Source organism: Massilia pseudoviolaceinigra (assembly GCF_030846505.1).
GTDB classification, from domain to species: Bacteria; Pseudomonadota; Gammaproteobacteria; order Burkholderiales; family Burkholderiaceae_D; genus Telluria_A; species Telluria_A violaceinigra.
Genome location: NZ_JAVCWL010000014.1, coordinates 102,385 through 127,479 on the forward strand (window position 1 = coordinate 102,385; position 25,095 = coordinate 127,479).

Sequence of the window (25,095 nt, forward strand, 5' to 3'; positions counted from 1 at the left end):
CGCGGGGTTTTGATCGGCGCGCAAACGCCAGGCCTGTGATAGATCAATCGTGCGTCAAAAAAAACGGCGCAAATGCGCTGCGGCGGCGTGCGCCGGGCGCGATCCGCTCCGCCTATGCGTGTGCCATAAGTATTTGACAAAAAATGTGCAACCGACGTGCGCTTCGCCTGTCGAAGCTACATGGCTATCCACCGACAATTCAAGAACCGCGTGCATGCAGGCAAGCTTCTGGCGCTGGCACTGGCGCCGTATGCCTGCCGCCCGGATGCGCTGGTGCTTGCCTTGCCGCGCGGCGGGGTTCCGGTGGGTTTTACCATCGCCAGGGCGCTTGGGCTGGCGCTCGACTTGCTGCTCGTTCGCAAGCTCGGGCTGCCCGGCTACGAAGAATTCGCCATGGGCGCGATCGCCAGCGGCGGCGTGCGCGTGCTCAACATGGAAGCCATCCGCGAACACCGCATCGGCCGCGAACAGATCGATGACGCATGCGCGCGCGAACAGCGCGAGATTGCGCGGCGCGAGCGCCAGTACCGGGGCGCGCGCGCCGAGCCCGAGCTTGCGGGCCGCACCGCCATTCTCGTCGATGACGGCCTGGCCACCGGCTCGACCATGTGCGCGGCCGTGCGCGTAGCGCGCGAGCGCGGGGCGGAGAGGATCGTCGTCGCGGTGCCGGTTGGCGCGCCGGACAGTTGCGCGGCGCTTGCCTCGCAAGTTGACGAACTGGTCTGCCTGAGCCAGCCGGCGAACTTCGGCGCGGTCGGCCGGTGGTACCGGCAATTCGAGCAAACCGGCGACGAGGAAGTACTGGACCTGCTGGCCATTGCCTGGCGCGATCAGGCGCGCGCATCCCATTCATCCACCAATGCAAGCGAACGGAGGCAATCATGAAACACATGTCCGAACACGATCTTCACCTCGGTAAATGGCTGGGCGGCGCTGCGCTTGGCGCGCTCGCCATGTACATGATGGACCCGGACCGGGGCGGCTTGCGACGCGCCCGGTCCGGAGAACGGCTGCGCGAGTTCGGCCACCAGAGCAGCGACATGCTCGGAAAGGTCGTGCACGAGGTGGGCGAGCGCATCGGCGCAAACGCCTCCGCTTCAGACCTGCTGTCGTCCGCTGGCCGGCAGGCGGCGGACGTTGCGGAGCGGCGCTCGTCGCCGCTACGGTCGCTGGGGCCGTCATCGCCACGCAATGCCGCCATGATGGGCGGCGGCACCCTTGGCCTGGCCAGCATGATGATCCGGCGCATGCCGCTCGCTGCGGTCATGGGCATCGCTGGCGTGGCATTGCTGATGCGCTCCGTCAGCAACGGTGCCTTGCCCGGGCTGGCCCGGCACCAGGGCCGGGGCGACACCACGGAGATCGAAAAAACCATCCGCATCGACGCCGCGCCCGAGCAGGTGTACGACCTGTGGGTCAACTACGAGAACTTCCCGCGCTTCATGGCCAACGTGATCGAGGTGCGCGACCTCGGCAACCGCCGCTCGCACTGGGTCGTCAAGGGACCGGCTGCCAGCGAATTCAGCTTTGATGCCGTGCTGACCGAGCAGGTACATCCACGCCGGCTGGCGTGGCGCAGCGAACCGGGGGCGGAAGTCGAGCAATCGGGATCGGTGCGCCTTGAACCGTCGCGTGGCGGCACGCTGGCCACGGTCAAGCTGTCTTATCGCCCTCCGGCCGGCGCCGTGGGCGAGGCGGTTGCGACACTGTTCGGGGCCCACCCGGCACACGAGCTTGAGGAAGACCTGGAGCGCATGAAAAACCTGCTTGAGGGCACGCCGCCCCAGAAGGGCGAACAAACGAGCGAAAACAAGAGGTTTCAATAGTGCGGGAGACGGCTGAACTATTCCACCAAGGCGGATAGCGGCTGAGGTATTCCGCTAACGCGGGTGGCGGCCCGATCTATCAGCGCGGGTGGCGGCGGAACATTTTCATTAAGGCGGGTGGCGGCTGACTGGAGCGCAACACCGCCGTAGGCGGTACGCTTTGCGCGTTCACGTCCGGCCGCGGTGAGGGCGTGCACCTTGAACGACGTCCAACATCGACGCGCGAGACACGAAAGGGCAAGAACAGATGAAAGAGGACAACGGCGCCGGGAATGCAGCGCCATTCCCGGGGAAAACCAGCCCCGATCGTTTAACGCCGCGCACCCGTCAATTGGTCAGGATCGCGCGCGCCAAACCCGGCCAGGATAGCCGATGCGCGCGCTGCCGTTGCCGGGTCGGCGGCGTCGACCATCAGCATGCATTGCCCACGCTGCACGGGCGTTGCATAGTTGCGCTCGTAGACATGCTCCTCGCTTTCGATCGGCGTATTGCCCACCAAAAAATTGCCTTCGACCGGTCCCGCTTCATCGTTATGCACCTTGAGCTCAAGGGCATCCGAACCGAAGCCGTCGGCGAGCAAGGCCGCGCGTGCCTGCTCCGCCTTCTCGAACTCATCAAACACTCCCAATACCGCATGATTGATCATTCCGCTCCCCTTCGCCTGGCTGTTCATCGGAAGAATTCGACCGGCGCGGGGCCGAACAGTTCAGTGCAGGCCCGCCACCGGCGCTCCAGCCATCGCCGCTACCGGCACCGGCGCGCTGGCGGCGCCGCCCAGCGAGCCAACCAACAGGTTGAGTTCCTCGTCGACGATAAAGCCGGCGGCCGACGATACCGTCAGCAGGATATCCGGCGCCATCGACGACGCAATCACAAACCCTTGCACATAATCCACCCCAATATCTGCCAGCGTTTGCACGGTGGCGCCGTCCTCGGCCCATTCGGCAATCGTCTTCATGCCCAGGTTGACCGCCAGCTTCACGATGGCTTCGACAATGGCCACGTCGGCCGGATGCGCATTCATATTGACGATAAAATTGCCGTCGATCTTGAGTATGTCCGCCGGCAATTCCTTGAGGTAAGAGAAGGAAGTATAGCCCGCGCCGAAATCGTCGAGCGCCACCTTGACCCCGAAATTGCGCACCTGGTCGATGAAGCGCCGCGTGTTGTTCAGGTCGTGCAAGGCGACGCTTTCGGTGATCTCCATGCACAGCCGGCTGGCCGCGTCGCGATGGCGGCGCAGGATGTCGATGGTGTCCTGGATGAAGCGTTCGTCGTTGAGCGAGGCGCCGGACAAATTCATGCACACGAACTGGGTATTGACCAGCATGTCCGCGTGGCGCTCGATCCAGCTCAGCGTGGTCGAGAGCACCCAGCGGTCGATCACGCCCATGCGCCCGCTCTTTTCGGCGGCGGCGATGATCGGCCCGGCGGCCAGCAGGCTGCCGTCCGCTTCGCGCATGCGCAGCAAGACCTCGAAGTTCATCGAGTCGTACGGCATTTTCAGCGACATGATCGGCTGCATTTCGATCACCATGCAGGCGGTCGCGTCGTTGGCCGAGAGGCGCTCGACCAGGTCCAGCTCGGCCGTGCGTTCGTGAAAGGCGGTCGAATCGCGCTCGTACACGACCAGCCCGTCGCGGTGCCCGGCCTTGGCTTCGCGGCAGGCGCGGTCGGCGGTCGACACGGCATCCTTCATCTGCATGCCCGGCTGCACTTCGATGAGCCCGATCGAGCCGCGCACGTGGAATGCCTTGTCGCCGACGCGGTATGGCGTGTTGCCGATGCGCCCGACCAGGCAGCGGCAAATCAGCGCCGCCACCCGGATCGACGTTTCCGGCATGATGATCACGAATTCGTCACCGCCCACGCGACCGATCTGTTGTTCCCCGCTGAGCACGGCGCCGATCCGTTCGCATACTTGCTTGAGGACTTCATCGCCCGCGCTGTGGCCGAACAGGTCGTTGATCAGCTTGAAGCGGTCCAGGTCGAGATAGGCCAAGGTCAGCGGCTTCATGGACGCTTTCTCGAACACGCGCTCGATGCCGCGCCGGTTGAACACCTTGGTCAGCGCATCGTTGTTGGCCATGAAGCGCAATTGCTCGGTGGCCTTGTGCTGCTCGGTCGTATCCTGCAACACGCCTTCGATCTTGCCGCGCGCCAGGGTCGCGCGGACCACGAAGCAACGCGAGCCGTCACGGTTTTCGATGCGCAGTTCGGCGTCGGCCTGATCCTGCACCAGTGCGGACAAGGTGCCCCAGACGCCGTCGGCAAAAAAGTGCTGGAAGTTCACGCCGCCCGTGACGTGGCCGTCCGCGCCGACCATCCGCTGCAAGGCCGGGTTGGCGCTGAGGAACTTCCCCTCCAGGTCCAGCGTGAACAGTCCGACCGGCATCGCCTCGTAGGCGTGCTGCAGTTCGGCCTGCGCCGCGATGCGCTGTTCGGTTTCCTGGCGCATCTGTTCGGCCACCGCCAGCGCCGCCAGCAGGCTGGACGCGAGCGCGGCGGTGACACTGTTGACCATGCCGGCCAGGTCGCGAACGCCGAGCGCGGCCGCGATGACTTCCACCAGCCCGGACATCATCGTGACCGCGAACGACGCGGCGAACCAGAACGCCACCCGCGTATGCGACCCGGACTGCGATGGCGATTGCGATGGCGATTGCGACATCAGGCTGGCCAGCCCGAGCGTCATCAACACCAGTCCATAGGCAACAAAGCCCCACATCACGGGCAGGAATATGTGGTACGGCAAGAGCACCGACAGCGCCAACAGCGGCAGGCAGCACCATTCGGCAAAGCGCAGCGGCGCACGGTAGCGCGTGGCCGCCAGACGTTCGCGGAACAGGGTCTGGTACAGGGTCAGGGTCGAGACTGCATACAGGGCAATCGTCAGGGCCCGCGACGGCAGCAGCCAGCGCTCCGGCACGATCTGGCCCAGCCACTGGATATCCCAGCCAGCCGAGAGCGCCCCCATGCGCAAGTTCAGGATCAGCCAGCCGGCCAGCAGCACGTACAGCGCCTGGCGGTTGATCAGGGCCGTGGTCAGCACGAACAAGGTCAGCACGATCATGCCGCCGTCGAGCAGGCCGGACTTGCGGTGGTACTGCTGCACCGCCACGGCGAGTTCGCCGGCCTGCCATTGCGTGGCCGACAGGCGTGCAGGGCCGATGAGCACGCTGCGGCAGAGCACGCGCGCCGGCACGTCCGCCTGCGATGGCGCGGCCCGTGCCTGTGAAAGTGTTTGGGCTTGCTTAAGCGGCGGCGCCAGGGTCAGCGCAAACCCCGCCATCAGCGGCGCCATCGCACCGGCCGAGACGGCGCGGCTGGAACTTCCCAGCGGGCGCAAAGTGTCGCTGTCCCAACAAGCAATCTCGACCATATGACGGGAAGGAAATTCGATCACGGTGCCGGCCTGCGCAGCGGATGCCATGCTGAACCAGAGAGGATCGGGCGACATGCGCGTTTCGCGATAAACAACTTCCGGCAATCCGGCCAGTTGCGTGCGCATCTGCGCGGGCGTGACCTCCGCCCCATCCTGCGCCATGACGCGGAGCGGCAGCGGCTGGCCGGCGGTTGCCCGGTATTGGTTGTTCCAGAATGCCAGCGCCACGATCGAGAGTAGCGCAATGCCCAGCGGAACGAGATAAAAGGAGAGCAGGCGCAGCAGCGCTTCGAGAGCGCGATGTACGCTGTCGGGCAGCATGCGGGACGAAGAAGTCGACATTGACATGAGCGGCATCCGGCTACACAACAAGCGCCGCCATTCGTTGCTGTTAGGCGGCAATCATGTCAAAGCATACATCGTAACCGTCACGCCGTCCCGCTTGATTTCCTACGCGGCGAGCCCAACAACAACAGCGCCCGACGCCTGCTGACCACGCGGCAAGCCATGTTTCCAAGCAGAAGGCGCCTGGCGGCCGAGATCGATGTCTGGATGGCGCGTGTTGCAAAAGAAATCGAGCAAGGGATGGCGCGCCGCTTCCCAGCGCTCCTGGCCGCTGGCGATGTCGAAGTACATGATGCGATGCGGCAGGTTGCCCACATGGCGCAGGGTCACGGGCTCCCGGCTGGCAAACACATCGGTGAACAGCAGTTGCTCGTACTGGCGGTCGATCGGCGCACGGCCGCTGACGACGGCCGTGTCGACCCCGCTCTGTTCGCAATGCTCGAAGCACGCCTTGATCAGGGCCAGCTTGACTTGGCGGCCGATGCGTCCTTCCACGATGCCGAGTCGGGTCACCTCGGCCAGGCGCTGGGTTGACAGCCACAGCGGCAGATCGACCGACGTTTCCAGATGCAGCGGCTGGCGAAAGTTGGTCTGGACGCGCGTGCTGCCGAGCGCGCTGCCATCGGCCTTCGATTCGGCCAGCAGGATCACGGTGTCGCCGTCGTAATCGGCCGCTTCGGGTTGCTCAAGCGAGCGCGCGAAATCCGGCAGGTGGCGGGCGTAGGCTGCGTGACGCACGGCCACGGCCTTGCGCAGGTCGGCCTCGGTACGCACCGGCCGCACGGTAAAGGGTAGCAGTTCGATGGCGACCGGGGCACCTACCCCGGCACGGCTGAAGACGGGTTTGGCTGCCGGCTGACGAGTATTGTTGAATACGATATTTGCCACGGTCCTGCTCCTCATTCTTGTGGGAATCGATTGATTCTCTAAGGCAATTATCAGAGTTATCATCGGATTCAAAGCTGGAAGAAGAGCCATCTTTACATCACTGTTTACGAGAAGCATTGCCTTAAATCAATATGCAACTGGTCGTACAAGGCCGACGCCCTGTATACTCAGGCCCTTTCAAGCCAAAACAGGACGTTTCCTATGAGCGCACTTCCACCCTGCCCTAAATGCAATTCAGAATTTACTTACGAAGATGGCAGCAATCTGGTCTGCCCGGAGTGTGCCCACGAATGGAGCGCGCAGGAAGGTGCAACGGCGGCCGATGACGGCCCCAAGGTTTATCGCGATGCGGCGGGAAATGTGTTGCAAGACGGCGACACTGTCACCGTAATCAAGGACTTGAAGCTCAAGGGATCTGGCGGCACCGTCAAGATGGGCACCAAAGTCAAGAACATCCGCCTGGTCGACAGCGACCACGACATCGACTGCAAGATCGACGGTTTCGGCGCCATGAGCCTGAAGTCGGAGTTCGTCAAGAAAGTATAGTGCCAGCAGGCGCCAGACGCCGCAATGTCAGACCGCCGCCCTGACAGGTTTGCGGACAAGGCGGCATCGCGAATTGTCTAGTCGCCGTCGAGGGCATTGCCGATATCATCGAGGTCGGCGACATCGCGATCACGGCCGTACTCGTCGCTCCGACGCCGTCTTCCGTACCAGATCAGCAGTATGCCGATCAGCACCAGTGGCGCACCACCGGCTTGCCACTCCCATCCCGGCCGGTCGAAGGTCATCAGCAACACCATCAAGCCTGCGATAACGCTCAGGATCCCGGTCCAGCCAAGTAGGTCATCTTTGTTCATGCGGCACTCATCATTAGCATTAACATTAACAGGATATACGGCAGGAACACCACGCCCACATCGTCACGTCGCGCCTTCAGAAAAACAGCAGCCGCGGGAACGGGTTAGCGAGATTGGCAACAGCAACAAGGAAAACCTGGCAAAACCCGGTTCTGACCTCGCGCTGCGCAGAAACTAGTCCCCGTTCATGACATCGGCGATATCGTCCTGGAAGCCATCACCGATTATATCGTCGTAGCGGTCGTCGCTACGTCGGCGGCGATTGGAGCGGTAAATCAGCAGGAGGCCGATCAGTACCAACACCGCGCCGCTCGCCGGCCAGGTCCACCCCGGCCGGTCAAACGTCAGCAGCACAATCATCAAGCCTGCAATACTGGTCAGATAACCGGTCCATTCCATCGCGGTGAACTTATTCATGCGACACTCAGCATCAGAATCAAGCCGATATACAGCAGGAACACCACGCCCGCGATGCACAACAGCGCCAGGGTTCGCCAGACAGCTTCACCACGGCTGAGCGCATAGGCGCCGCGCAGTTGCAGGAACATGTGCACCGGCGGCAGGCACACCACCACCGCCCCGGCCAGGGTGCCGAAGCCGGCATGGCCGATCGCAAATACCAGCGCGAACATGAGCGCCATGAACGACAGCGAGTACAGGGAAAACACCGCGTGGTCATACATTGTCACGCCGCGCCGCCGGAAAAACAGCAGCCACAGGAAGGGAAGCGAGATCGGCACCAGCAAGAAGGAAAACTTGGCGCCGCTGCTCTTGAGCTTATACAAGGTCAACTCGGGATTGTCGGCCGCCTGCTTGACGGCGCCATTGAAGGCTGGCCAGCTGGTTTGCACCGACAATTTGTTCGATGCCAGCGTAACGCCGCCTTTGCTGGCGATGACGCCGGTTTTATCGAATTCCTTCAGCACATTCTCGGCTGCGATCACGTCGGCCGTGGCTTCCGCCAGCGCTTCCTTGTCAGGCCGGCTGACCTCGGCAGTACGCAGCGTGGCCCGCGATGTCTCCACATCGCGCACCAACCCGGCGCGCGTTTGTGCGGTCGCTTCCGGCGAGCCGGACCGGTTCACGCCCGACTTGCCACCAGTCAGCGACGCGACAAAGAACAGAAAAAACACCAGGAACAGGAACAAGGCCAGCGGCGAGACGAAACGGGTGCGCTGGCCATCGATGTAGCGCCGCGTGAGCTGGCCCGGCCTGGCAACAAGCATGGGAATGGTGCGCCAGCCCTTGGCGTCGAAATGCAGGATGCCGTGCAGCACCTCTTCGCCCAGGTGCAGCAGCGACTTGTGAACGTGCGCGTGCTGCCCGCACTGATGGCAAAACGCGCCCGCCAACGTCGCATTGCAATTGGCGCAGCTCGTCGCGTGTTCGTGAGCACCGTGCGCGGGCATGTGCATGCTATCCACCTCGCGCGCCACCAGCGGCGCTGCGGCCAATTCCCGCGCCGCTTCCAGTTCCATCGCCATCGTTGTGTTCCCGCAGATAATATTATTTAATGCGGGCAATAATATCATTCACATCATAGCCTTGGACAACAATTTCAGGCAGCTTCGCGTGCCCGGGTTTGGATTAGCAAGACTTTGATTTCCGGCACACAGGAACCGCAATTGCCGCCTGCTTTCAGGCAGGCTGTCACTTCCGGCACCGTCTTCAGGTCGTGGCTGACGATGGCATCGCAAATCGTATTGCGGCCCACTGCGAAACAGGAACACACGGTCGGCCCGGTGTCAAGCCGCATGCCCAGAGCCTGCCCGGCCAGCAGGCCGGCGCGGTCGAGCTGCGTCAGGGACTCGCTGGCGAACAGGCTGGCCAGCCAGGCGCGCGCCGGCAGGTCGGTACGCGGCGACAGGAAGATGCACTGTTCGATGCGCTCTCCCACCACGTGCACCGCGCGGTACACCCCATCGCTGGCGTCCTCGTAATCGAGCCAGTCTGCGTCATCGGTGACGCCGAGCAGCGCACGCGCCCATGCGGCCCGGTCGCGCAACTGGCCGCGTCCCGCCATTTCGTAGCGCGCAAAGCCGCGTCCCTGCACCCGCGTCCAGTGCGCGACCTGATCGAGCGCCAGTTCGCTGCGGCTGAGGACAAACGCATGCCACGCCACCCCGAAGCGCTCCACCTGCACCGGCGTATGCTTGAATTCCGGCTCGCCCGACACTGGATCGACCACCGGGTTGACCACGGTGCCAACGCGCGCGTCGGACGCCGTCTGGCCGTTCCAGTGAATCGGCACGAACACCGACCCGCGCGCGATGCCGCCGCCGTGCTGCACGCGTGCCACCATGGCGCCCCACTGGCTCGATACGCGCGCCAGTTCCCCTTCACGCACGCCGTACAGGAGCGCATCTTGCGGATGCATGTCGATGAAGGCTTCGGCCGTATGATCGGCCAGGCGCGGGGCGCGGCCGGTGCGGCTCATGGTGTGCCACTGGTCGCGCACGCGTCCCGTGTTGAGCACCAGCGGATACTCGGGATCGACCGGGTTGGCCGGTGCGCGCGGCGCCGTGGCGATGAAGCGCGCCTTGCCGTCGGCGTGAGCAAAGCGGCGGTCCGCGAACAGGCGCGCACTGCCTTCCAGGGCGCCATCGGCGCCGCGCCGCACCGGCCACCGCACCGATTCGAGCTTGTCGTATTGCGCTGCCTGCAGGCCGCACAGCCCGGACAGGTTAAGCACGCGCCGCTGCGCGCCTTCGTTGCGGAACACGGTCAGGCGCGCATGTTCGTCGAATACCTCGTGCGCGCTGGCGAAATCGAAACCGTCGAAGCCCAGCCGCCGCGCCACATCCGCCAGGATGCGCCAGTCCGCGCGCGCTTCGCCCGGCGCCGGCAGGAAGGCGCGCTGGCGCGAAATCAGGCGCTCGGAATTGGTGACCGTGCCATCCTTTTCGCCCCAGCCCAGTGCCGGCAGCAGCACGTCGGCAAAGGCATTCGTGTCGGTGCTGGCGATAATGTCGGACACCACCACCAGCTCGCACTTTTCCAAGGCGCGCTGCACCTGATTCGCGTCCGGCATGCTCACCATCGGGTTGGTGGCGATGACCCACACCGCCTTGACAGTCCCCTCCTCGATCGCCTTGAACAGGTCGACCGCCTTCAGCCCTCCCTTGGCCGCGATACGCGGCGACGACCAGAAGGTTTGCACGGTGTCGCGGTGCTGGGGATTGTCCAGGTCCATGTGCGCGGCCAGCATGTTGGCAAGGCCGCCCACTTCACGCCCACCCATCGCATTCGGCTGGCCGGTGATCGAAAATGGCCCCATGCCCGGCTGGCCGATGCGGCCCGTGAGCAGGTGGCAGTTGATGATGCTGTTGACTTTATCGGTGCCCGCCGACGACTGGTTCACGCCTTGCGAGAACGCCGTGATGACTTTCGTGGTCGCCGCGAAGCCGCCATAAAAGGCCATCAGGTCGTCGGGATCGACGCGGCAGTGGCGCGCCACGGCCAGCGGATCGGCGCAATCGACCTGCGCGGCATCGAGCGCCTGTTGCAGGCCGCTGGTGTGGGCCTCGATGAAGGCGGCGTCCCGCACGCCCGTGCGCGCCAGGTAGCTGAGCAAGCCGTTGAACAGCCACACATCGGTACCGGGTTTGACCGGCAGGTGCAGGTCGGCCAGCTCGCAGGTGGCGGTGCGGCGCGGATCGATAACGACAATCCGTACTTCCGGGCGCGCTTCCTTGAGGCGCGCGATGCGCTGGAACAGGATCGGATGGCACCACGCCGTGTTCGAGCCGACCAGCACCACCATGTCGGCCAGGTCGAAGTCTTCGTAGCAGCCCGGCACCAGGTCTGCCCCGAAAGCGCGCTTGTGGCCCGCCACGGCCGACGACATGCACAGGCGCGAATTGGTGTCGATGTTGGCGCTGCCGATATACCCTTTCATCAGCTTGTTGGCCACGTAGTAGTCTTCGGTCAGCAGCTGACCGGACACATACAGCGCCACGGCGTCGGGACCGTGTTCGTCGATGATGGCGCGCAGGCCGCCGGCGACGCGCTCGAGCGCTTCATCCCAGGATGCCTGGCGCAGCACGCCGTCTTCGCGCAGGGCCGGATGCAGCAGGCGGCCTTCAAGACCGATGGTTTCGCCCAGCGCCGCCCCCTTCACGCACAGGCGGCCCCGGTTGGCCGGATGGCTGGCGTCGCCCGCGATGGCGATGGCGCCGTCGGGCAAGGGCGTGGCGGTCACGCCGCAGCCCACGCCGCAATAAGGACAGGTGCTGCGCACCGCGAGTGGTATAGGTGAGAGGTTCACGTCAGGCTCCGTTTCAGGCGGCTTGGGCGCACAAGGCTTCGCCGAACAGCAGGCGACTGCGCATGGCCGATATGTCGGTGCGGTTCTGGATCAGGCCGAAGTACCACGGGCCATCCTGCACGTCGCCGTACAGGACCGCGCCCGCAATGCGGTTCCCGGCCAGCACCAGGCGTTTGTAAATGCCGCGACGCGGATCGCGCAGCACCAGGTCTTCGCTGCCCTCGCCGCCGATAAAGTCTCCGACCGAATACAGGTCGACGCCGGTCACTTTCAGTTTGGTGGGCGTGGCCTGCTGCACGTAGCGGCGGTGGCCGTTGCGCGCCAGGTGCGCGCCGCACACCTTGGCCTGGTCCCAGATCGGGGCCACCAGGCCAAACGTGGCGCTGCGGTGCTGCACGCACTCGCCCACGGCGTAGACGCGCGGGTCGTACGTCTGCAAAGTGTCGTCCACGACGATGGCGCGCTCGCAGTGCAGGCCGGCCGATTTGGCCAGTTCGATGTTCGGGCGCACGCCGGCGGCCATGACCACCAGGTCGGCCGGGATTTCGTTGCCATCCTTGAAGCGCACGGCTTTGACGCGCGTGTCGCCCACGATCTCGCTGGTGTGCGCTTCAAGCAGGAAGCGCAGGCCTTTCAGTTCCAGCGCGGACTTGAGCAGCAGCGCCGCTGGTTTGTCGAGCTGCTGGTTCATCAGGCTGTCCATCACATGCACCACAGTGACCTGCATGCCGCGCCGCAGCAGCCCGTTGGCCGCCTCCAGCCCGAGCAGGCCGCCGCCGATGACGACCGCGTGGCCGCCGCTGCGGGCCGCTTCGAGCATCGTGTCGACATCCTGGATGTCGCGAAAACCGATCACGCCGGCCAGTTTATGGCCTGGTACCGGCACGATGAAGGGCTTGGAGCCGGTGGCTAGCAGCAGCCGGTCGTACCAGACTTCGCGCCCCGATTCCGAACGCACCATGCGCTTGCGACGGTCGATGTGCACCACCGGATCGCCCGCGTGCAGGGTGATGCCGTTGGCGGCATACCATTCGCGCGTGTGCAGCATGATGTCATCGATGTTCTTTTCGCCGGCCAGCAGCGGCGAGAGCAGGATGCGGTTGTAATTACCGTGCGGCTCAGCGCCGAACACCGTGATGTCGTACAGCTCCGGCGCCAGCTTGAGCATTTCCTCGACCGTGCGCATGCCGGCCATGCCATTGCCGATGACGACCAGCGATTGCCTGGCGACGGGCGCTGTCGTGACCTTTATCATGCGCAGACCCACACCTTGCCGTCCTCGACCCGCGCGCGGTAGCTGGGCACCGAATGTTCCGGCGCTTCCAGGCATTCACCGGTGAACAGGTCGAAGTGCTGTTTGTAGATGGGCGACGCCACCACGATGCGGTCGCCCAGGCTGCCCACCAGCCCACGCGAGAGTACCGACACGCCGCTGTTCGGATCGTAGTTCCCGATCGCGAAGACGCGCTCTTCGGCGTCAAGCACGTGGAACACGGCGACCTGTTCGCCTTTCAAGAGCGCGCACACGCCGGTGTTGGGGACGATCTCGTCGAGCGAGCAGACGGCGGTCCAGTTGGTCAGTTCGATATCGCGGTGCATGAGCTTCTCCTTAGGCGGTTTTGACGATGAGTGGAATGACGCGCTTGCGTTCTTCGACCGTGGCCGGACGAATCTGGCCGCGCTCGGGCATGAAGACCACGTTCTGGTCGGCCTGGTCGCTGTTCACAAAATGGCGGAAGCGCTGGCGCGTGGCAGGATCGTTCACGGCGTTCTTCCACTCGCAGGCGTAGGTGTCGACCACGTGCTGCATGTCCGCTTCCAGTTCGGCCGCCAGGTGCAGCTTGTCGTCGATGACGACCGACTTGAGGTAATCGAGGCCGCCTTCGAGGTTGTCGCGCCAGACGCTGGTGCGCTGCAGGCGGTCGGCCGTACGTACATAAAACATCAAAAAGCGGTCGATGTAGCGCACCACGGTTTCCTGGTCCAGGCTTGATGCGATCAGTTCCGCGTGGCGCGGCTTCATGCCGCCGTTCCCGCACACGTACAGGTTCCAGCCTTTTTCGGTGGCGATCAGGCCCACGTCCTTGCCCTGCGCTTCGGCGCATTCGCGGGTGCAGCCGGATACGCCGAATTTGATCTTGTGCGGCGTGCGCAGGCCCTTGTAGCGGTTTTCCAGCTCGATCGCGAAACCGACACTATCGGCCACGCCGTAGCGGCACCAGGTCGAGCCGACGCACGATTTGACGGTGCGCAGCGACTTGCCGTACGCATGGCCCGACTCGAAACCGGCTTCAATCAGCTCTTCCCAGATCAGGGGCAGCTGTTCGACGCGCGCGCCGAACAGGTCGACCCGCTGGCCGCCGGTGATTTTGGTGTACAAGCCATATTTTTTGGCCACCATGCCGACCGCGATCAGGCCATCGGCCGTCACTTCTCCGCCCGGCATGCGCGGCACCACCGAGTAGGTGCCATCCTTCTGGATGTTACCGAGGAAGTAATCGTTCGAATCCTGCAGGCTGGCGTGTTCGGGCTTCAGCACGAAGTCGTTCCAGGTCGACGCCAGCACGTTCGCGGCCACCGGTTTGCAGATGTCGCAGCCGCGGCCCGTGCCGTGCTGCGCCAGCAAGTCCTCGAAAGATGTGATCTTGCCGACCTTGACCAGGTGGTAGATTTCCTGGCGCGAGTAAGGGAAGTGTTCGCAGACGTGGTTATTGACGGCCATGCCCTGCTTTTTCATTTCCGCCTTCATCACCTGCGTGACCAGCGCCACGCAGCCGCCGCAGGTGGCACCGGCCTTGGTGCAGCTTTTCAGCGCGCCGATGGTGGTGGCGCCGCCGCAAACGGCCGCGCACAGGTCGCCCTTGGAGACGTCGTTGCAGGAGCAGATCTGGGCCGTGTCGGGCAAGGCATCCACGCCCAGGCCCGGGCGCGCCTTGCCGTCGCTTTGCGGCAGGATGAGGAATTCGGGCGACTCGGGCAGCTCGATTTTATTGAGCATCATCTGCAACAGGGTGCCGTATTCGCTGGCGTCGCCCACCATCACGCCGCCGAGCAGGAATTTGCCGCAGTCGGAAACGACGATCTTCTTGTACACCTGCTTGCGTTCGTCGGTGAACTGGTAGGAGCGGCTGCCCGGGCTGGCCGCGTGCGGATCGCCGATGCTGGCCACGTCCACGCCCATCAGTTTGAGCTTGGTGCTCATGTCGGCGCCGGTAAAGGCGGCGGCCTGCTCGCCCAGCAAATGGCGCGCGGCCACGCGGGCCATGTCGTAGCCCGGCGCCACCAGGCCGAACAGCTGGCCGTTCCACAGCGCGCACTCGCCGATGGCGTAGACGTCCGGGTCCGAGGTCAGGCAGCTGTTGTCGATGGCGATGCCGCCGCGGGGACCGATCGTCAGGCCGCACAGGCGCGCCAGGTCGTCGCGCGGGCGAATCCCGGCCGAGAACACGATCATGTCGGTGTCCAGATGGCTGCCGTCGGCAAAGCGCATGCGGTGCGTGCCCTCTTCGCCGTCGACGATTTCCAGCGTGTTCTTTTGGGTGTGGACGGTCACACCCAGGTCTTCGATTTTTGCGCGCAGCACGCGCGCGCCGCCATCATCGACCTGCACCGCCATCAGGCGCGGCGCGAATTCCACCACATGGGTCTGCAGCTGCATGTCGCGCAGGGCTTTGGCGCACTCCAGGCCGAGCAGCCCCCCGCCGATCACCACGCCGGTTTCCGAGCGCTTGCCGCATTCGAGCATCGCTTCCAGGTCTTCGATGGTGCGGTAGACGAAGCAGTCCTTGCGGTCCTTGCCGGCAAGCGGCGGCACGAACGGGTACGACCCGGTGGCGAACACCAGTTTGTCGTAGGCCAGCACTTCGCCGCTGCCGACGGTGACGGTTTTGGCTGCACGGTCGACGGCGACGGCTTTTGCGTTCAGCTTGAGCAGCATATTGCCGCCCTCGAAGAAGCCGGCCGGCACCAGCGACAGGTCCTCGGCCGATTTACCGGCAAAAAATTCCGACAGGTGCACGCGGTCGTAGGCGGCGCGCGGTTCTTCGCATAGAACCGTCACTTCCAACCCCGGCGCGGCGGTGGCGCCGAGCGACTCGAGGAATTTGTGGCCTACCATGCCGTGGCCGATGACGATGATCTTCATGCTGATTCTCCTTACGCGACAGCGTTATTGACGGCGACCGGACGGTCGTCCACGGCGGCGGTGAGCCTGACCGCGATGGCGCACAGCGCCGACAGCAGCACCAGGCCACTGAGGATGGTGAGTGTTTGGGCGATGTCGCCGGTGCCTTTCATGAGAAAGCCCGCCGCGACCGCGCCCACGTTGCCGCCGGCGCCGATGATGCCGGCTACGCCGCCCAGCGCCTTGCTGTCGATGAAGGGCACCAGCGCGTAGGTGGCGCCGCAAGCCATGTGGGTGAACAGGCCGAATACCAGCATGGCGATCACCGCGAAGACAACGCCGTCGGCCTTGGCGAACCACAGCAGGCCGGCGCCTTCGCCGATCATCAGCACGAACAGCAGCGTGACGCGGCTGTTGATGGTGCCGCGCATCGCCAGCTTGTCCGATACCCAGCCGCCGAGGGCACGGGCAAACAGCGCCAGCAAACCAAAGCTGCCGGCCGCCATGCCGGCTTCTTTCAGGCTCAGTTTGAAATGGTCGACGTAGTAGACGGCGGCGATGTTGTGGATGAAGATCTCGATGCCGAAGCAGGCGCCGTAGGTGACGAACAGCAGCCACACGCGGTGGTTGGCGCTGGCGGCCTTGAAGCTCTCCCAGCCGCCCTTCTTGCCGCCTTCGATGGCGATGCCGGCGGCGCGCATGTCGTCGTAGTTACCTTGCGGGCAATCCTGGGTGAATTTCCAGTACAAGCCAGCCATGACGACCATCAGCACGCCCGGCACCAGCAGGGCCACGCGCCAGCCGAGGGCTTCGCTCACGCCCAGCATCAGCAGCGCGCCGACCAGCAGTGGCATCAGCGCCTGCGCCGCGCCGCCGCCGGCATTGCCCCAGCCGGCTGCGGCTGCATTGGCGGTGCCGACGACCTTGGGGCCGAACATGACGGAGGTGTGGTACTGGGTAATGACGAAGCTCGCGCCCACGGCGCCGATGCCGAGGCGGAAGAACAGGAAGCTTTCGTAGCTTTGCGACGCCGCCACGCCGAGGACCGGGATGGCGCCGAGCAGCAGCAGGCCGGTGTAAGCCTTGCGCGGCCCGAAGCGGTCGCACATGGGGCCGACGATCAGGCGTACCAGGATCGTGATGGCGACGGCAGCGATGTTGATGTTGGCGACCTGCGCGAGGGTCAGGCCGAATTCGCCTTTGATGATGGGCATCAGCGGCGCGCAGGCGAACCAGGCGAAGAAGCAGACGAAGAAGGCCATCCAGGTCAGGTGGAAGGCGCGCATCTGCGGTGTGCTGATACTAAAGAGTTCGATGGTGTTTGCTTTGGTGGCCATTGTTTATCCCGTTAAAAACAAAAAGGCGTCCGGCCAGACCCGGTTGTCAAAAACCAGGTTGGACGGACGCCGTTGTCCTGCCGATCCGTCGTTAGATCAGCGCAAGTTGTTCAGGGGATCGCCATTGATCCGATAGGTACTGTTTAGCAAACGCCGTGCCAGGGTGGGTGCGGGGCGGGATGGGAGGGCTGAAGCAGGAAAAACAGGCGAGCGCTACATTGCGGTGCACAAATGCCCGAAAATGATGCGTGGGAGCGTGCGGCGCCTTTCCCCTGCTTTGTCGTTACGCTGCCGCCCTGTCGTCCCCCCCCCACCCCGTCGTTCCCGCGCCAAGGCGGCACTCGGCGGGAAGTCGTTTCTGGCAATGCCAGGAACGACGGGGGTGGGGGCGGACCAACGACGTGGGGGGAATAGGCCCTTACCCCGGATGAATCCGAAACGACTGCGCATACCCCTGCGGATCGCTGCCATCCCACTCCACGCCGTCGATCAGCGTGGAGCTGCGCATCGGCGACGATGGCACCGAAGTCCCTGTCATTTCCGCTGCGCCGCGGTATAAATCGATCCGGTTGACTGCCTGCGCCTGCCCCAGGTAATCCGGTTCATCCCTGAGCAAGCCCCAGCGCCGCTGCTGCGTCATGAACCACATCCCATCGGACAGATACGGGAAATTCACCTCGCCGTCGCCATGAAAACTCAGCGCCTTTTCATCCATCCACTGGCTGCCGGCGCCATTGTCATACTGCCCCATCAGACGCGCTTCGATGGCTTCCCGGCCCGTATTGAGATACGCCGACCTGGCCAGCACCGTCGCCGTCTGCTCCTTGTTGGCCTTCGAGGCCTCGATCCAGCGGCTGGCATCGAGTACCGCCGCGATCATCGCGCGGCAAGTGCCCGGATCGCTCCCCGCAAACGCCGCCGTCGTTCCCAGCACCTTGCCCGGATGATCGGGCCAGATCCGCTGGCTGGTCACCGCCGTCACCCCAACACCGTCGTCGATGGCGCGCTGGCCCCACGGCTCGCCGGCGCAGAAACCATCGATCATCCCGGCGCGCAGGCTGCCCACCATCTGGGCCGGCGGTACCGTCAGCGCGCGTGCGTGGCGCAGCGGGTCGATCCCGTGCGCCGCCAGCCAGTAATACAGCAGCATTGCGTGATTGCCGGTCGGGAAAGTGTGGGCGAAGGTATAGACGCGCGGTGCCTCCCGCATGCGCCGCGCCAGGCTCGGCCCATCCACTACGCCCTGCTCCGCCAGCGCGCGCGACAGCGTCACGGCCTGGCCGTTGCGGCTCAGGTTCATCAGCACGGCCATCGCCTGCTGCTGGCAGCCGATGCCCAACTGTACCCCGTACATCAGCCCGTACAGCACGTGGGCGGCGTCGAGCGCGCCCGAGCCCAGCTTGTCGCGCACGTTCGCCCACGAGGTTTCGCGGCTGAGCACGATCCTGATGCCATATTGGCGGTCGAAACCGCACTCGGCCGCCATCACCAGCGAGGCGCAGTCGGTCAGCGGCATGAAGCCGATCCTGACCGTGCGCAATTGCTTCACATTTATCTCTGCCATACAACTCCTTGCTTTCCTGTAGCTACGCGGCGGCTCAACCGAGCAGATCCTCGACATCGAGGATGCGCTGGGCAATCTCCGCCAGCTTCAGATTCTTGTTCATCGCCATGCTGCGCAGTTTCTGGTACGCCTGGTCTTCGGTCAGCCGGTGATGGGTCATCAGGATGCCCTTGGCGCGGTCGATCACCTTGCGTTCGGCCAGCTTGTGACGCGTCTCGCTCAGCTCGGCCAGCAGCTTCTGCTCCTGGCGGAAGCGCGCCAGCGCCACGTTCAGCACCGGTTTGATGCGCTCGGACTGCAGGCCCGCCACGATGTAGGCCGACACGCCCGCAGCCATGGCCGCGTCCATGCTGGTGGTGGTGTCGTCCTCGGTGAACAGCACAATCGGGCGGCGCTCGTCGCGGGTGGCGATGACGATGTGTTCGAGCACGTCGCGCGCATCCGATTCGGCATCGATGATGATCATGTCGGGTTGAAGTTGAGCGATCCTTTCGGGCAAGTAGATATCGGCGGGCAGCGACGCGACGATGTCGTAGCCCGATTCGAGCAGGCCGATGCGTAGCGCGTTGCCGCGCCTGACCTGGACGGCCAGGGCGGCGTCGTGCTCGCCGCCTTCCGGCACGATCGTATTGACGACGACAATGCGCAGCTTGCGTGGGGGATGCGCGGGGCTTTTGGACATATTGTTGGTTGAGAGTGTGGCCATGTTCTTACAAGACAAGCAAGATATGCGCCAACACGAGAGTCTGCTAGAAGGGCGGCGCGAACCGCATGGTGGAGCGGGAACAGTTGCGCTTCCTCGCCAGGCTGGGATACATTGCTGTTTTTATATCTGAAAGCCGACCATGCGCATGCGCTCTTCCCTTCTTGGCGGCCTGTTCCTGGCCGCCGCCTTGCTGGCGCCCGGACTGGCCGCAGCCGACCCGACCATCATCTATCTGGTGCGGCATGGCGAAAAGGCAGCAGTGGAGAAAGATCCGGAGCTGACCACCCAGGGCAAGGCGCGCGCACGCAATATCGCCGCCATCCTCAAGTCGACCGGCATCGCGCATGTTTACAGCAGCACGGCGCAGCGTACACGCCAGACCGCCCAGCCGCTCGCCACCGACTTGGGATTACAGGTGCAGGTGTACGATCCCGCGCAAAGCGCCAACCTGGTCGCGCAGGTCAAGGCGGCGGGCGGTACGGCCTTGGTGGTGGGCCATTCCAATACCGTGCCCGAACTGGTGCGCTTGTTCGGCGGCAAGCCAGGTAGCGATATCGGGGATGATGAATTCGACCGGCTATATCAGCTCATCGTCGACAAGGATGGCAGCGTGACGACGGTATTGCTGCATTCCGTGGCGCCTTGACGAATTGTACGACGCTGCCGTTAGCGGATACGAGCATGACCGCGTGTTCCGGGTGGCGCTTTCGACGTCGCGCGGCTGCGACAGCCAGCGGGATGCGCCTTGCACCGGTACCGCCGCCACCAACCCGCTTATTTGCCAATACTTGAGCAGTCCGAGAGCTTGAGCGGGATGACCAGCTTCTTCTGCCGTTCCGGTTAATGCGCGCTAACGTAGCCGGGCGGCTCGCTCGGCGCCTGGCTCAGGAGCGTTTTCATCATCGCCGCCTCCTGCACCGGACTGCGGCCGAAAAAGCGCTTGAATTCGCGGCTGAACTGCGAACTGCTTTCATAGCCGACCCGGTTCGAGGCGGACGAGGCGCTCATGCCCTCCTGCACCATCAACAGCCTTGCCTTGTGCAGGCGCGTGCTCTTGAGATACTGGATCGGCGAGGTTTGCGTCACCGCCTTGAAATTGGCGTGGAAGGCCGCCACGCTCATGCCTGCCTCATGCGCCAGTGTCGGCACATCCAGCTCGCCGCTGAAACCCGCATGGATGCGGCGCAGCGCCTTGCCGATCTTGCCGAACTGGCTGTGCTGGGTCAGGGCCGCACGCACGGCGCCGCCCTGCTCCCCAGTCAGCACGCGATACAGAATTTCGCGCAGGATGCCCGGCCCCAGTACGCGCGCTTCCACCGGGCACAACAGCACTTCGAGCAGGCGCAGCACGGCGTCACCCATGGCGTCGTCCATCGCGGTCGAGCACATGCTGACCGGCGTGCTGTGGGCTGACGGCGCGGGGCCGAGCGCCAGCGCGAGCTCGGCGGCAACTGCGAGGTCGATGTGCATCTTGAGCGCCAGCAACGGCTCGGCTTCGCTGGCGTCGGTCTCGCTCTCGAAAGGCAACGGTACCGACAGCACCAGAAACTGCTGGGCATCGTAAATGAAACTCTGCTCGCCCAGATACCCCCGCTTGCGTCCCTGGCAGACGATCACGATGCACGGCTCGTACAGCACCGGCACGCGCGCCATCGCCCGGTTCGCGCGCATGAAGCGCACGTCGTCGAGCGCGGACGCGGTGTAGCCCTCGGATGGCGCCAGCCTGCCCAGCAAGGCGATCATGCGGTCTTGTCTGCTCGGCGGTATTGGCATCGGCTCCTCTGTGACGGGTTCTGCAGCCACCAGTGTAAGCCGCAAAACGCCGGTGCGCCAAGATCCAATCCTCGCGCAGGCTTGCCTGATTCTCTTGCGAGGCCGCCAGGGCGCATGCCGATGCAGCAAATTGGTGCATGCCCCACTGCCCGCGCGCTGCGTGCTGCCGTCCCCTGCTGGCCGGCACCGATGGCGACGCATCCATGATGGCACCGACATCGCCAGCGGCAGCGACACCACGGGTGCCGCACGTCTCGCGCACGCCTGCCGCCCCGCGCCAGCGCGGCACGCACTGCCTCGCCCGCCCGCGCTGTTGGCAAGCCCGCGACGGCGTAGGCGTGAGCCCGGCCCCATGCCTCCCACCTTGAATGCACCTGCCACCGCTAATCGCGATGTCCGGATGCGTGCTCCTGCTTCCTGGCGCCCGCGTCTAGTGGGCCATCCAGAGCGGCAATGTCGACGACCGGAGCAAGGTCCTGGTCGCGCCGCCAAGCAAGACTTCGCGAAAGCGCGAGCGGCCGTAAGCGCCCATCACGATCAGGTCGGCGCCCGCCTCGCCCGCCGCCGCCAGCAGCGCCCGCCCCGGGTCCGCGTGACTGTCGACTTCACGCACGTTGACCCGGATGGCGTGCCGCGCCAGATACAAGGCAAGGTCGGCGCCCGGTGTCGCACCGTGCAGGTCGCCCTGCGCCCGCGCATCGGCTACCACAATGTCGACCTGGCGCGCGCGTTGCATCAGCGGAATCGCACTGGCGATCGCACGGCTGGCCGGGGCGCTGCCGTTCCAGCCGACCACAATCCGCTGCCCCAGCGGCGGTCCAACGAACGCGTCCTTCAACCCCGCGGGCACCACCAACACCGGTTTGGCGGAGTTGAGCAGGACGTACTCGGGAAAATCGGCGCGCATGCCCGGCATGGGATGTGCGGCATCGTGCTGCCCGATCACGACCAGATCGCAATAGCGCGCCTGCAGGCTCATACCCAGCCCGATTTCTTCCTCCAGCCGGCGCCGTTCGACCGAGAGCACACCCTGCGCGTTAGCCCGCTGCTCAAAGGCATCGAGCGCGCAGTCGGCCAGACGGCGCAACTCATCCAGCGGGGCCTGCACCGGCGGCAGGCTGGGATCGAGCCCGCTCAGCGCGAGCAGGCGCGGCGGCAGGTTGGTCAGCGCGCTGCCGATCAGATGCGCATTGTGCTCGATGGCCAGCCGGGCCGCGGCGTCAATACGCACAGCGGCCTGGGGCGACTCGTCGACATGCACCACGATCGTTTTGTACTCCATGTTGGCCTCCTTTCTGACTCCGTTGCGACCGGTCGCGCCCGACAGGCAGCGCATCACCCGGCACGCCGCAAGTCCAGCAACAGTACCGAGCGTGGGCCATGTCTCGAACAGACGAACTCCCGCAGCGCCGGGCAAGCACCGCACAAACCAGACTAGCCTTGTGCGCTCACCTCAATTTGCGCGATGTCAAACGCGTTCGCCCGATTAAATGGAACTTATCCGGGTCCGCGTAACACGCCATGGGCCGTCAGAACACATGCCGCACGCCCAGGTTGAAGGCGCTGTCGCCGCTGCCTGGTTCCGTATTGTTACCGACGGTGTAGCCAGCGCCGCGCTTGTTCTTGATGCGCGCATACGCCGTGTACAGGCTGGTGCGCCGCGACAGCGCATGGCCCAGCCCCACGCCCCACTGATGCGCATCCTGGTTGTACGCTGTCCGGTCGTTCTTGCGGATATACGATGCCATCAGCGTGGTCATGCCGAACGGGACCGAGGCTCCCAGCAGCATGTCGCGGCTGTCGGTCGAGGCGGTGGGACGCACGCCCCCATACGGATTGCCGCTGTTGGGCAGCAGCGCGCTGTTGGTACCCTTGTCCACGCCATAGGCGGCGTATGCCCGGGCGACGCCAAAGTCGTAGTTGGCCGCCAGCAGCGTGTTGCGCCCGATGTCGCGGTCGGCGGCAGGCAGCGGCGGCAACGAAGCCGCGCCGGCCGCCGTGGTGACGTCATTGTTGCGGTGGTTGTAGGCCAGGCGCGCATTGAGCCCGCCCTGGCTATAACCGAGGGACAATCCGAACTGGCGTCCGGCCGTGCTGCTGCCGGGCTGCTCGCCGAGCGCGTAGGACACCTCCCCCGTCACGCCCATGATTTCCGGCATCGAATAGACGATGGCGTTGCTGGAGCCCGTATTCTGGCCGCCGGCAGGGAACAGGTTCTTGGCAGTGCCCGCGTAGCCGCCGCCGAACGGGTCCGCCACGCCGGTCAGCGCATTATAGTAAGGCGTGTACTGGCGCCCCAGGGTCAGCCCGCCATACTCCCGATGACGCGCCCCCACGTAAGCCTGGCGGTGGAACAGCGCCCCGGCGGCCTCCTGCTCGCCCGTGTCGATCCGCGCGCCCGCTTCCAGCAGGAAGTTGGCGCTCCAGCCGTACCCGAGGTCTTCCGATCCGCGGAACCCGATGCGTGTCGCCGAGCCGACACCACTGCTGACCCGCGTGAGGTTGCCCCCGGCGCCGCCCTGCTCGCGCACGAGGCCGGCGTCGACAACGCCGTAAATGGTCACGGACGACTGCGCACATGCCCAGCCGCTTAGCGAACCAAGCACGGCTGCTCCTGCAAATGAGATGAGTAGTTTCATTATCTGTTTCCCCCGTTTGATGCTGCGTTTCTCCAATGACGGCTCCACCGGCATCAAACTCATCTGCATGGACGATGCAGGCACGGTAAGATCGCCGTCATGGATAATTTAAGTCACTCGTTGGTTGGACTGGCCGTTGGCGAACTGGTTCACCGTACTTTGCCCGCGGAAGCCGATCCGGCCCACCAGCGCACCCGGCGCCGCCTGATGCTCGTGTCGTGCTGGGCTGCCAGCAACTTTCCCGACCTCGACCTGGTGCTCACCGGGCTCCTGCCCCAGCCGCTGGGCTACCTGCTGCATCACCGCGGCCACACCCATACGCTGCTGTACGAAGTGCCGCAGGCGCTGCTGCTGATCGCGCTGCTGTGGATGCTGTGGCCCGGTGCGCGCGCCCTGCTGCGCACCAGCAAACCGGCCCGCGCCGGCCTGCTCGCGGCCATCGGCGCCGGCTTCCTGCTGCATCTGGGAATGGATGCGCTGAACTCGTACGGCGTGCATCCGCTTTATCCGTTCGATGCACGCTGGTTCTACGGCGACGCGGTCTTCATCCTCGAACCGGTGTTCTGGGTGGCCGGCGCCGTGCCGCTGGCGATGACGCTGGGCAGCCGCGTCTGGCGCGGGCTGCTGCTGGGCACTCTGGCCGCCGTGCTCGGCTACTTCACCATGCGCGGCTATCTGCACTGGGGTTCGCTCACGGCACTGCTGGCCTTCGGTGCCGTGCTGGCCATGCTGCAGCAGCGCGCCGGCAAGAGCGGCAAGCTGGCCTTGTGCGCCGCGCTGCTGGGCGGCGTCGGCTTCGTGGCGATCCAGGGCGCGGCGATGCAGCGCGGCAAAACCATCGTGGCCGACCACCTGCGCCAGCTCGATCCGGCCAGCACCCTGCTCGACACCGCCATGACAGCATTCCCCACCAACCCGGCATGCTGGATTTTCGTGTCGGCCGAACGGGATGCCGTCGCCGGCACCTACCGGTTGCGGCGCGGCATGGTCAGCGTGGCGCCAAGCGTGCTCGCGCTCGATGCCTGTCCGGCGGCCCTTGCCGAAGGCATACGGCCGCTCAAAGCGCAGCTCGTCGTCAACTGGAGCGAGGAAGCGTCGCTGGCCCGCTTGCGCAAACTTCAGACCAGCAACTGCCGCTTCGATGCCTGGCTGCGCTTCGCGCGCATGCCCGCGCTGGGTCCGGATAATGCGTCTGACGCGCGCTTCAGCAACACCCCGGCGGGCAACTTCACCACCTTGCCTATCGATCACGCCAATGGCCAGCCCTGCCCCGCCGGCGCGCCGACCTGGGGCTACCCGCGCGCGGACCTGCTGTAGCGCGGGACCGTGCTATGCTGTTTCCAAGCTAATCACCGCCGGATATCCCCGTGACAACACAGCGG

At 64.9% G+C, this 25,095-nt stretch carries 21 protein-coding genes; 5 read left to right on the forward strand and 16 right to left on the reverse strand.

Annotated elements, in window-relative coordinates; translation table 11 throughout:
* The first annotated feature begins 186 nt into the window (after positions 1 to 186).
* Positions 187 to 885 carry a phosphoribosyltransferase gene (locus RBA40_RS15550; RefSeq protein WP_374710503.1) on the forward strand — a complete coding sequence of 233 codons (699 nt, stop codon included), beginning with the start codon at positions 187 to 189 and terminating at the stop codon, positions 883 to 885.
* Positions 882 to 1,826 carry an SRPBCC family protein gene (locus tag RBA40_RS15555; RefSeq protein ID WP_306648729.1) on the forward strand — a complete coding sequence of 315 codons (945 nt, stop codon included), beginning with the start codon at positions 882 to 884 and terminating at the stop codon, positions 1,824 to 1,826. The genes RBA40_RS15550 and RBA40_RS15555 overlap by 4 nt, the downstream gene beginning before the upstream one ends.
* Before the next feature lie 310 nt (positions 1,827 to 2,136).
* Here RBA40_RS15555 and RBA40_RS15560 read toward each other — a convergent pair whose 3' ends face one another.
* From RBA40_RS15560 to RBA40_RS15570, 3 genes are all read right to left on the reverse strand, one after another.
* Entirely contained in the window at positions 2,137 to 2,499 is a 363-nt protein-coding gene (locus RBA40_RS15560; protein WP_306648730.1) for a hypothetical protein, read from the reverse strand.
* 33 nt (positions 2,500 to 2,532) lie between these two features.
* Entirely contained in the window at positions 2,533 to 5,559 is a 3,027-nt protein-coding gene (locus tag RBA40_RS15565) for a putative bifunctional diguanylate cyclase/phosphodiesterase (RefSeq protein WP_306648731.1), read from the reverse strand.
* Between the two features lie 102 nt (positions 5,560 to 5,661).
* Positions 5,662 to 6,444 carry a hypothetical protein gene (locus tag RBA40_RS15570; RefSeq protein WP_306648732.1) on the reverse strand — a complete coding sequence of 261 codons (783 nt, stop codon included), beginning with the start codon at positions 6,442 to 6,444 and terminating at the stop codon, positions 5,662 to 5,664.
* Between the two features lie 201 nt (positions 6,445 to 6,645).
* Here RBA40_RS15570 and RBA40_RS15575 point away from each other — a divergent pair, with 201 nt between their 5' ends.
* Positions 6,646 to 6,990: a zinc ribbon domain-containing protein YjdM gene (locus RBA40_RS15575; RefSeq protein WP_099877789.1), complete on the forward strand. Its 345-nt coding sequence runs from the start codon at positions 6,646 to 6,648 to the stop codon at positions 6,988 to 6,990.
* 77 nt (positions 6,991 to 7,067) lie between these two features.
* Here the strand turns inward: RBA40_RS15575 and RBA40_RS15580 are convergent, their stop codons facing one another.
* From RBA40_RS15580 to RBA40_RS15625, 10 genes are all read right to left on the reverse strand, one after another.
* Entirely contained in the window at positions 7,068 to 7,304 is a 237-nt protein-coding gene (locus RBA40_RS15580) for a hypothetical protein (protein ID WP_306648733.1), read from the reverse strand.
* A gap of 174 nt (positions 7,305 to 7,478) precedes the next feature.
* Positions 7,479 to 7,721, reverse strand: coding sequence for a hypothetical protein (locus tag RBA40_RS15585; protein WP_306648734.1), 243 nt, complete (start codon positions 7,719 to 7,721; stop codon positions 7,479 to 7,481).
* Positions 7,718 to 8,788 (reverse strand): DUF3667 domain-containing protein, encoded by a 1,071-nt coding sequence (locus tag RBA40_RS15590; protein ID WP_306648735.1) that lies wholly within the window; start codon positions 8,786 to 8,788, stop codon positions 7,718 to 7,720. Before RBA40_RS15590 ends, RBA40_RS15585 begins: the two co-directional genes overlap by 4 nt.
* 74 nt (positions 8,789 to 8,862) lie before the next feature.
* Entirely contained in the window at positions 8,863 to 11,571 is a 2,709-nt protein-coding gene (locus RBA40_RS15595; RefSeq protein ID WP_306648736.1) for a nitrate reductase, read from the reverse strand.
* Between the two features lie 13 nt (positions 11,572 to 11,584).
* Positions 11,585 to 12,826, reverse strand: a complete 1,242-nt coding sequence (locus tag RBA40_RS15600; RefSeq protein WP_306648737.1) for an NAD(P)/FAD-dependent oxidoreductase — start codon at positions 12,824 to 12,826, stop codon at positions 11,585 to 11,587.
* Positions 12,823 to 13,170 carry a nitrite reductase small subunit NirD gene (gene nirD, locus RBA40_RS15605; protein WP_306627106.1) on the reverse strand — a complete coding sequence of 116 codons (348 nt, stop codon included), beginning with the start codon at positions 13,168 to 13,170 and terminating at the stop codon, positions 12,823 to 12,825. Before nirD ends, RBA40_RS15600 begins: the two co-directional genes overlap by 4 nt.
* Positions 13,171 to 13,180: 10 nt before the next feature.
* A complete protein-coding gene (gene nirB / locus RBA40_RS15610; protein WP_306648738.1) occupies positions 13,181 to 15,715 on the reverse strand; it encodes a nitrite reductase large subunit NirB in 2,535 nt (844 codons plus the stop codon).
* A gap of 11 nt (positions 15,716 to 15,726) precedes the next feature.
* Positions 15,727 to 17,031, reverse strand: coding sequence for an MFS transporter (locus tag RBA40_RS15615; protein WP_306648739.1), 1,305 nt, complete (start codon positions 17,029 to 17,031; stop codon positions 15,727 to 15,729).
* Between the two features lie 418 nt (positions 17,032 to 17,449).
* Complete coding sequence (locus RBA40_RS15620) at positions 17,450 to 18,595, reverse strand: CmpA/NrtA family ABC transporter substrate-binding protein (protein WP_306648740.1); 1,146 nt, start codon at positions 18,593 to 18,595, stop codon at positions 17,450 to 17,452.
* A gap of 34 nt (positions 18,596 to 18,629) precedes the next feature.
* A complete protein-coding gene (locus RBA40_RS15625) occupies positions 18,630 to 19,301 on the reverse strand; it encodes an ANTAR domain-containing response regulator (RefSeq protein ID WP_306648741.1) in 672 nt (223 codons plus the stop codon).
* Between the two features lie 145 nt (positions 19,302 to 19,446).
* On the opposite strand from RBA40_RS15625, the gene RBA40_RS15630 reads away from it, so the two are divergent.
* Complete coding sequence (locus RBA40_RS15630) at positions 19,447 to 19,947, forward strand: SixA phosphatase family protein (protein WP_306648742.1); 501 nt, start codon at positions 19,447 to 19,449, stop codon at positions 19,945 to 19,947.
* A 194-nt stretch (positions 19,948 to 20,141) separates the two neighbouring features.
* Here RBA40_RS15630 and RBA40_RS15635 read toward each other — a convergent pair whose 3' ends face one another.
* The 3 genes from RBA40_RS15635 to RBA40_RS15645 form a co-directional block, all read right to left on the reverse strand.
* Positions 20,142 to 21,044: an AraC family transcriptional regulator gene (locus RBA40_RS15635; protein ID WP_306648743.1), complete on the reverse strand. Its 903-nt coding sequence runs from the start codon at positions 21,042 to 21,044 to the stop codon at positions 20,142 to 20,144.
* A 460-nt stretch (positions 21,045 to 21,504) separates the two neighbouring features.
* Positions 21,505 to 22,356 carry a universal stress protein gene (locus RBA40_RS15640; protein WP_306648745.1) on the reverse strand — a complete coding sequence of 284 codons (852 nt, stop codon included), beginning with the start codon at positions 22,354 to 22,356 and terminating at the stop codon, positions 21,505 to 21,507.
* A 247-nt stretch (positions 22,357 to 22,603) separates the two neighbouring features.
* Complete coding sequence (locus RBA40_RS15645; RefSeq protein WP_510184485.1) at positions 22,604 to 23,713, reverse strand: porin; 1,110 nt, start codon at positions 23,711 to 23,713, stop codon at positions 22,604 to 22,606.
* Between the two features lie 99 nt (positions 23,714 to 23,812).
* Here RBA40_RS15645 and RBA40_RS15650 point away from each other — a divergent pair, with 99 nt between their 5' ends.
* Complete coding sequence (locus RBA40_RS15650) at positions 23,813 to 25,030, forward strand: metal-dependent hydrolase (protein WP_306648747.1); 1,218 nt, start codon at positions 23,813 to 23,815, stop codon at positions 25,028 to 25,030.
* The last annotated feature ends 65 nt before the right edge of the window (positions 25,031 to 25,095 follow it).

Coding starts and splice junctions, on each gene's coding strand:
- RBA40_RS15565 (WP_306648731.1), bottom strand. CDS start 5,559: ATGTCAATGTCGACTTCTTCGTCCCGCATGCTGCCCGACAGCGTACAT.
- RBA40_RS15575 (WP_099877789.1), top strand. CDS start 6,646: ATGAGCGCACTTCCACCCTGCCCTAAATGCAATTCAGAATTTACTTAC.
- RBA40_RS15590 (WP_306648735.1), bottom strand. CDS start 8,788: ATGGCGATGGAACTGGAAGCGGCGCGGGAATTGGCCGCAGCGCCGCTG.
- RBA40_RS15555 (WP_306648729.1), top strand. CDS start 882: ATGAAACACATGTCCGAACACGATCTTCACCTCGGTAAATGGCTGGGC.
- RBA40_RS15615 (WP_306648739.1), bottom strand. CDS start 17,031: ATGGCCACCAAAGCAAACACCATCGAACTCTTTAGTATCAGCACACCG.
- RBA40_RS15630 (WP_306648742.1), top strand. CDS start 19,447: ATGCGCTCTTCCCTTCTTGGCGGCCTGTTCCTGGCCGCCGCCTTGCTG.
- RBA40_RS15620 (WP_306648740.1), bottom strand. CDS start 18,595: ATGGCAGAGATAAATGTGAAGCAATTGCGCACGGTCAGGATCGGCTTC.
- RBA40_RS15625 (WP_306648741.1), bottom strand. CDS start 19,301: ATGGCCACACTCTCAACCAACAATATGTCCAAAAGCCCCGCGCATCCC.
- RBA40_RS15635 (WP_306648743.1), bottom strand. CDS start 21,044: ATGATCGCCTTGCTGGGCAGGCTGGCGCCATCCGAGGGCTACACCGCG.
- nirD (WP_306627106.1), bottom strand. CDS start 13,170: ATGCACCGCGATATCGAACTGACCAACTGGACCGCCGTCTGCTCGCTC.
- nirB (WP_306648738.1), bottom strand. CDS start 15,715: ATGAAGATCATCGTCATCGGCCACGGCATGGTAGGCCACAAATTCCTC.
- RBA40_RS15645 (WP_510184485.1), bottom strand. CDS start 23,713: ATGAAACTACTCATCTCATTTGCAGGAGCAGCCGTGCTTGGTTCGCTA.
- RBA40_RS15585 (WP_306648734.1), bottom strand. CDS start 7,721: ATGAATAAGTTCACCGCGATGGAATGGACCGGTTATCTGACCAGTATT.
- RBA40_RS15640 (WP_306648745.1), bottom strand. CDS start 22,356: ATGGAGTACAAAACGATCGTGGTGCATGTCGACGAGTCGCCCCAGGCC.
- RBA40_RS15600 (WP_306648737.1), bottom strand. CDS start 12,826: ATGATAAAGGTCACGACAGCGCCCGTCGCCAGGCAATCGCTGGTCGTC.
- RBA40_RS15580 (WP_306648733.1), bottom strand. CDS start 7,304: ATGAACAAAGATGACCTACTTGGCTGGACCGGGATCCTGAGCGTTATC.
- RBA40_RS15560 (WP_306648730.1), bottom strand. CDS start 2,499: ATGAACAGCCAGGCGAAGGGGAGCGGAATGATCAATCATGCGGTATTG.
- RBA40_RS15650 (WP_306648747.1), top strand. CDS start 23,813: ATGGATAATTTAAGTCACTCGTTGGTTGGACTGGCCGTTGGCGAACTG.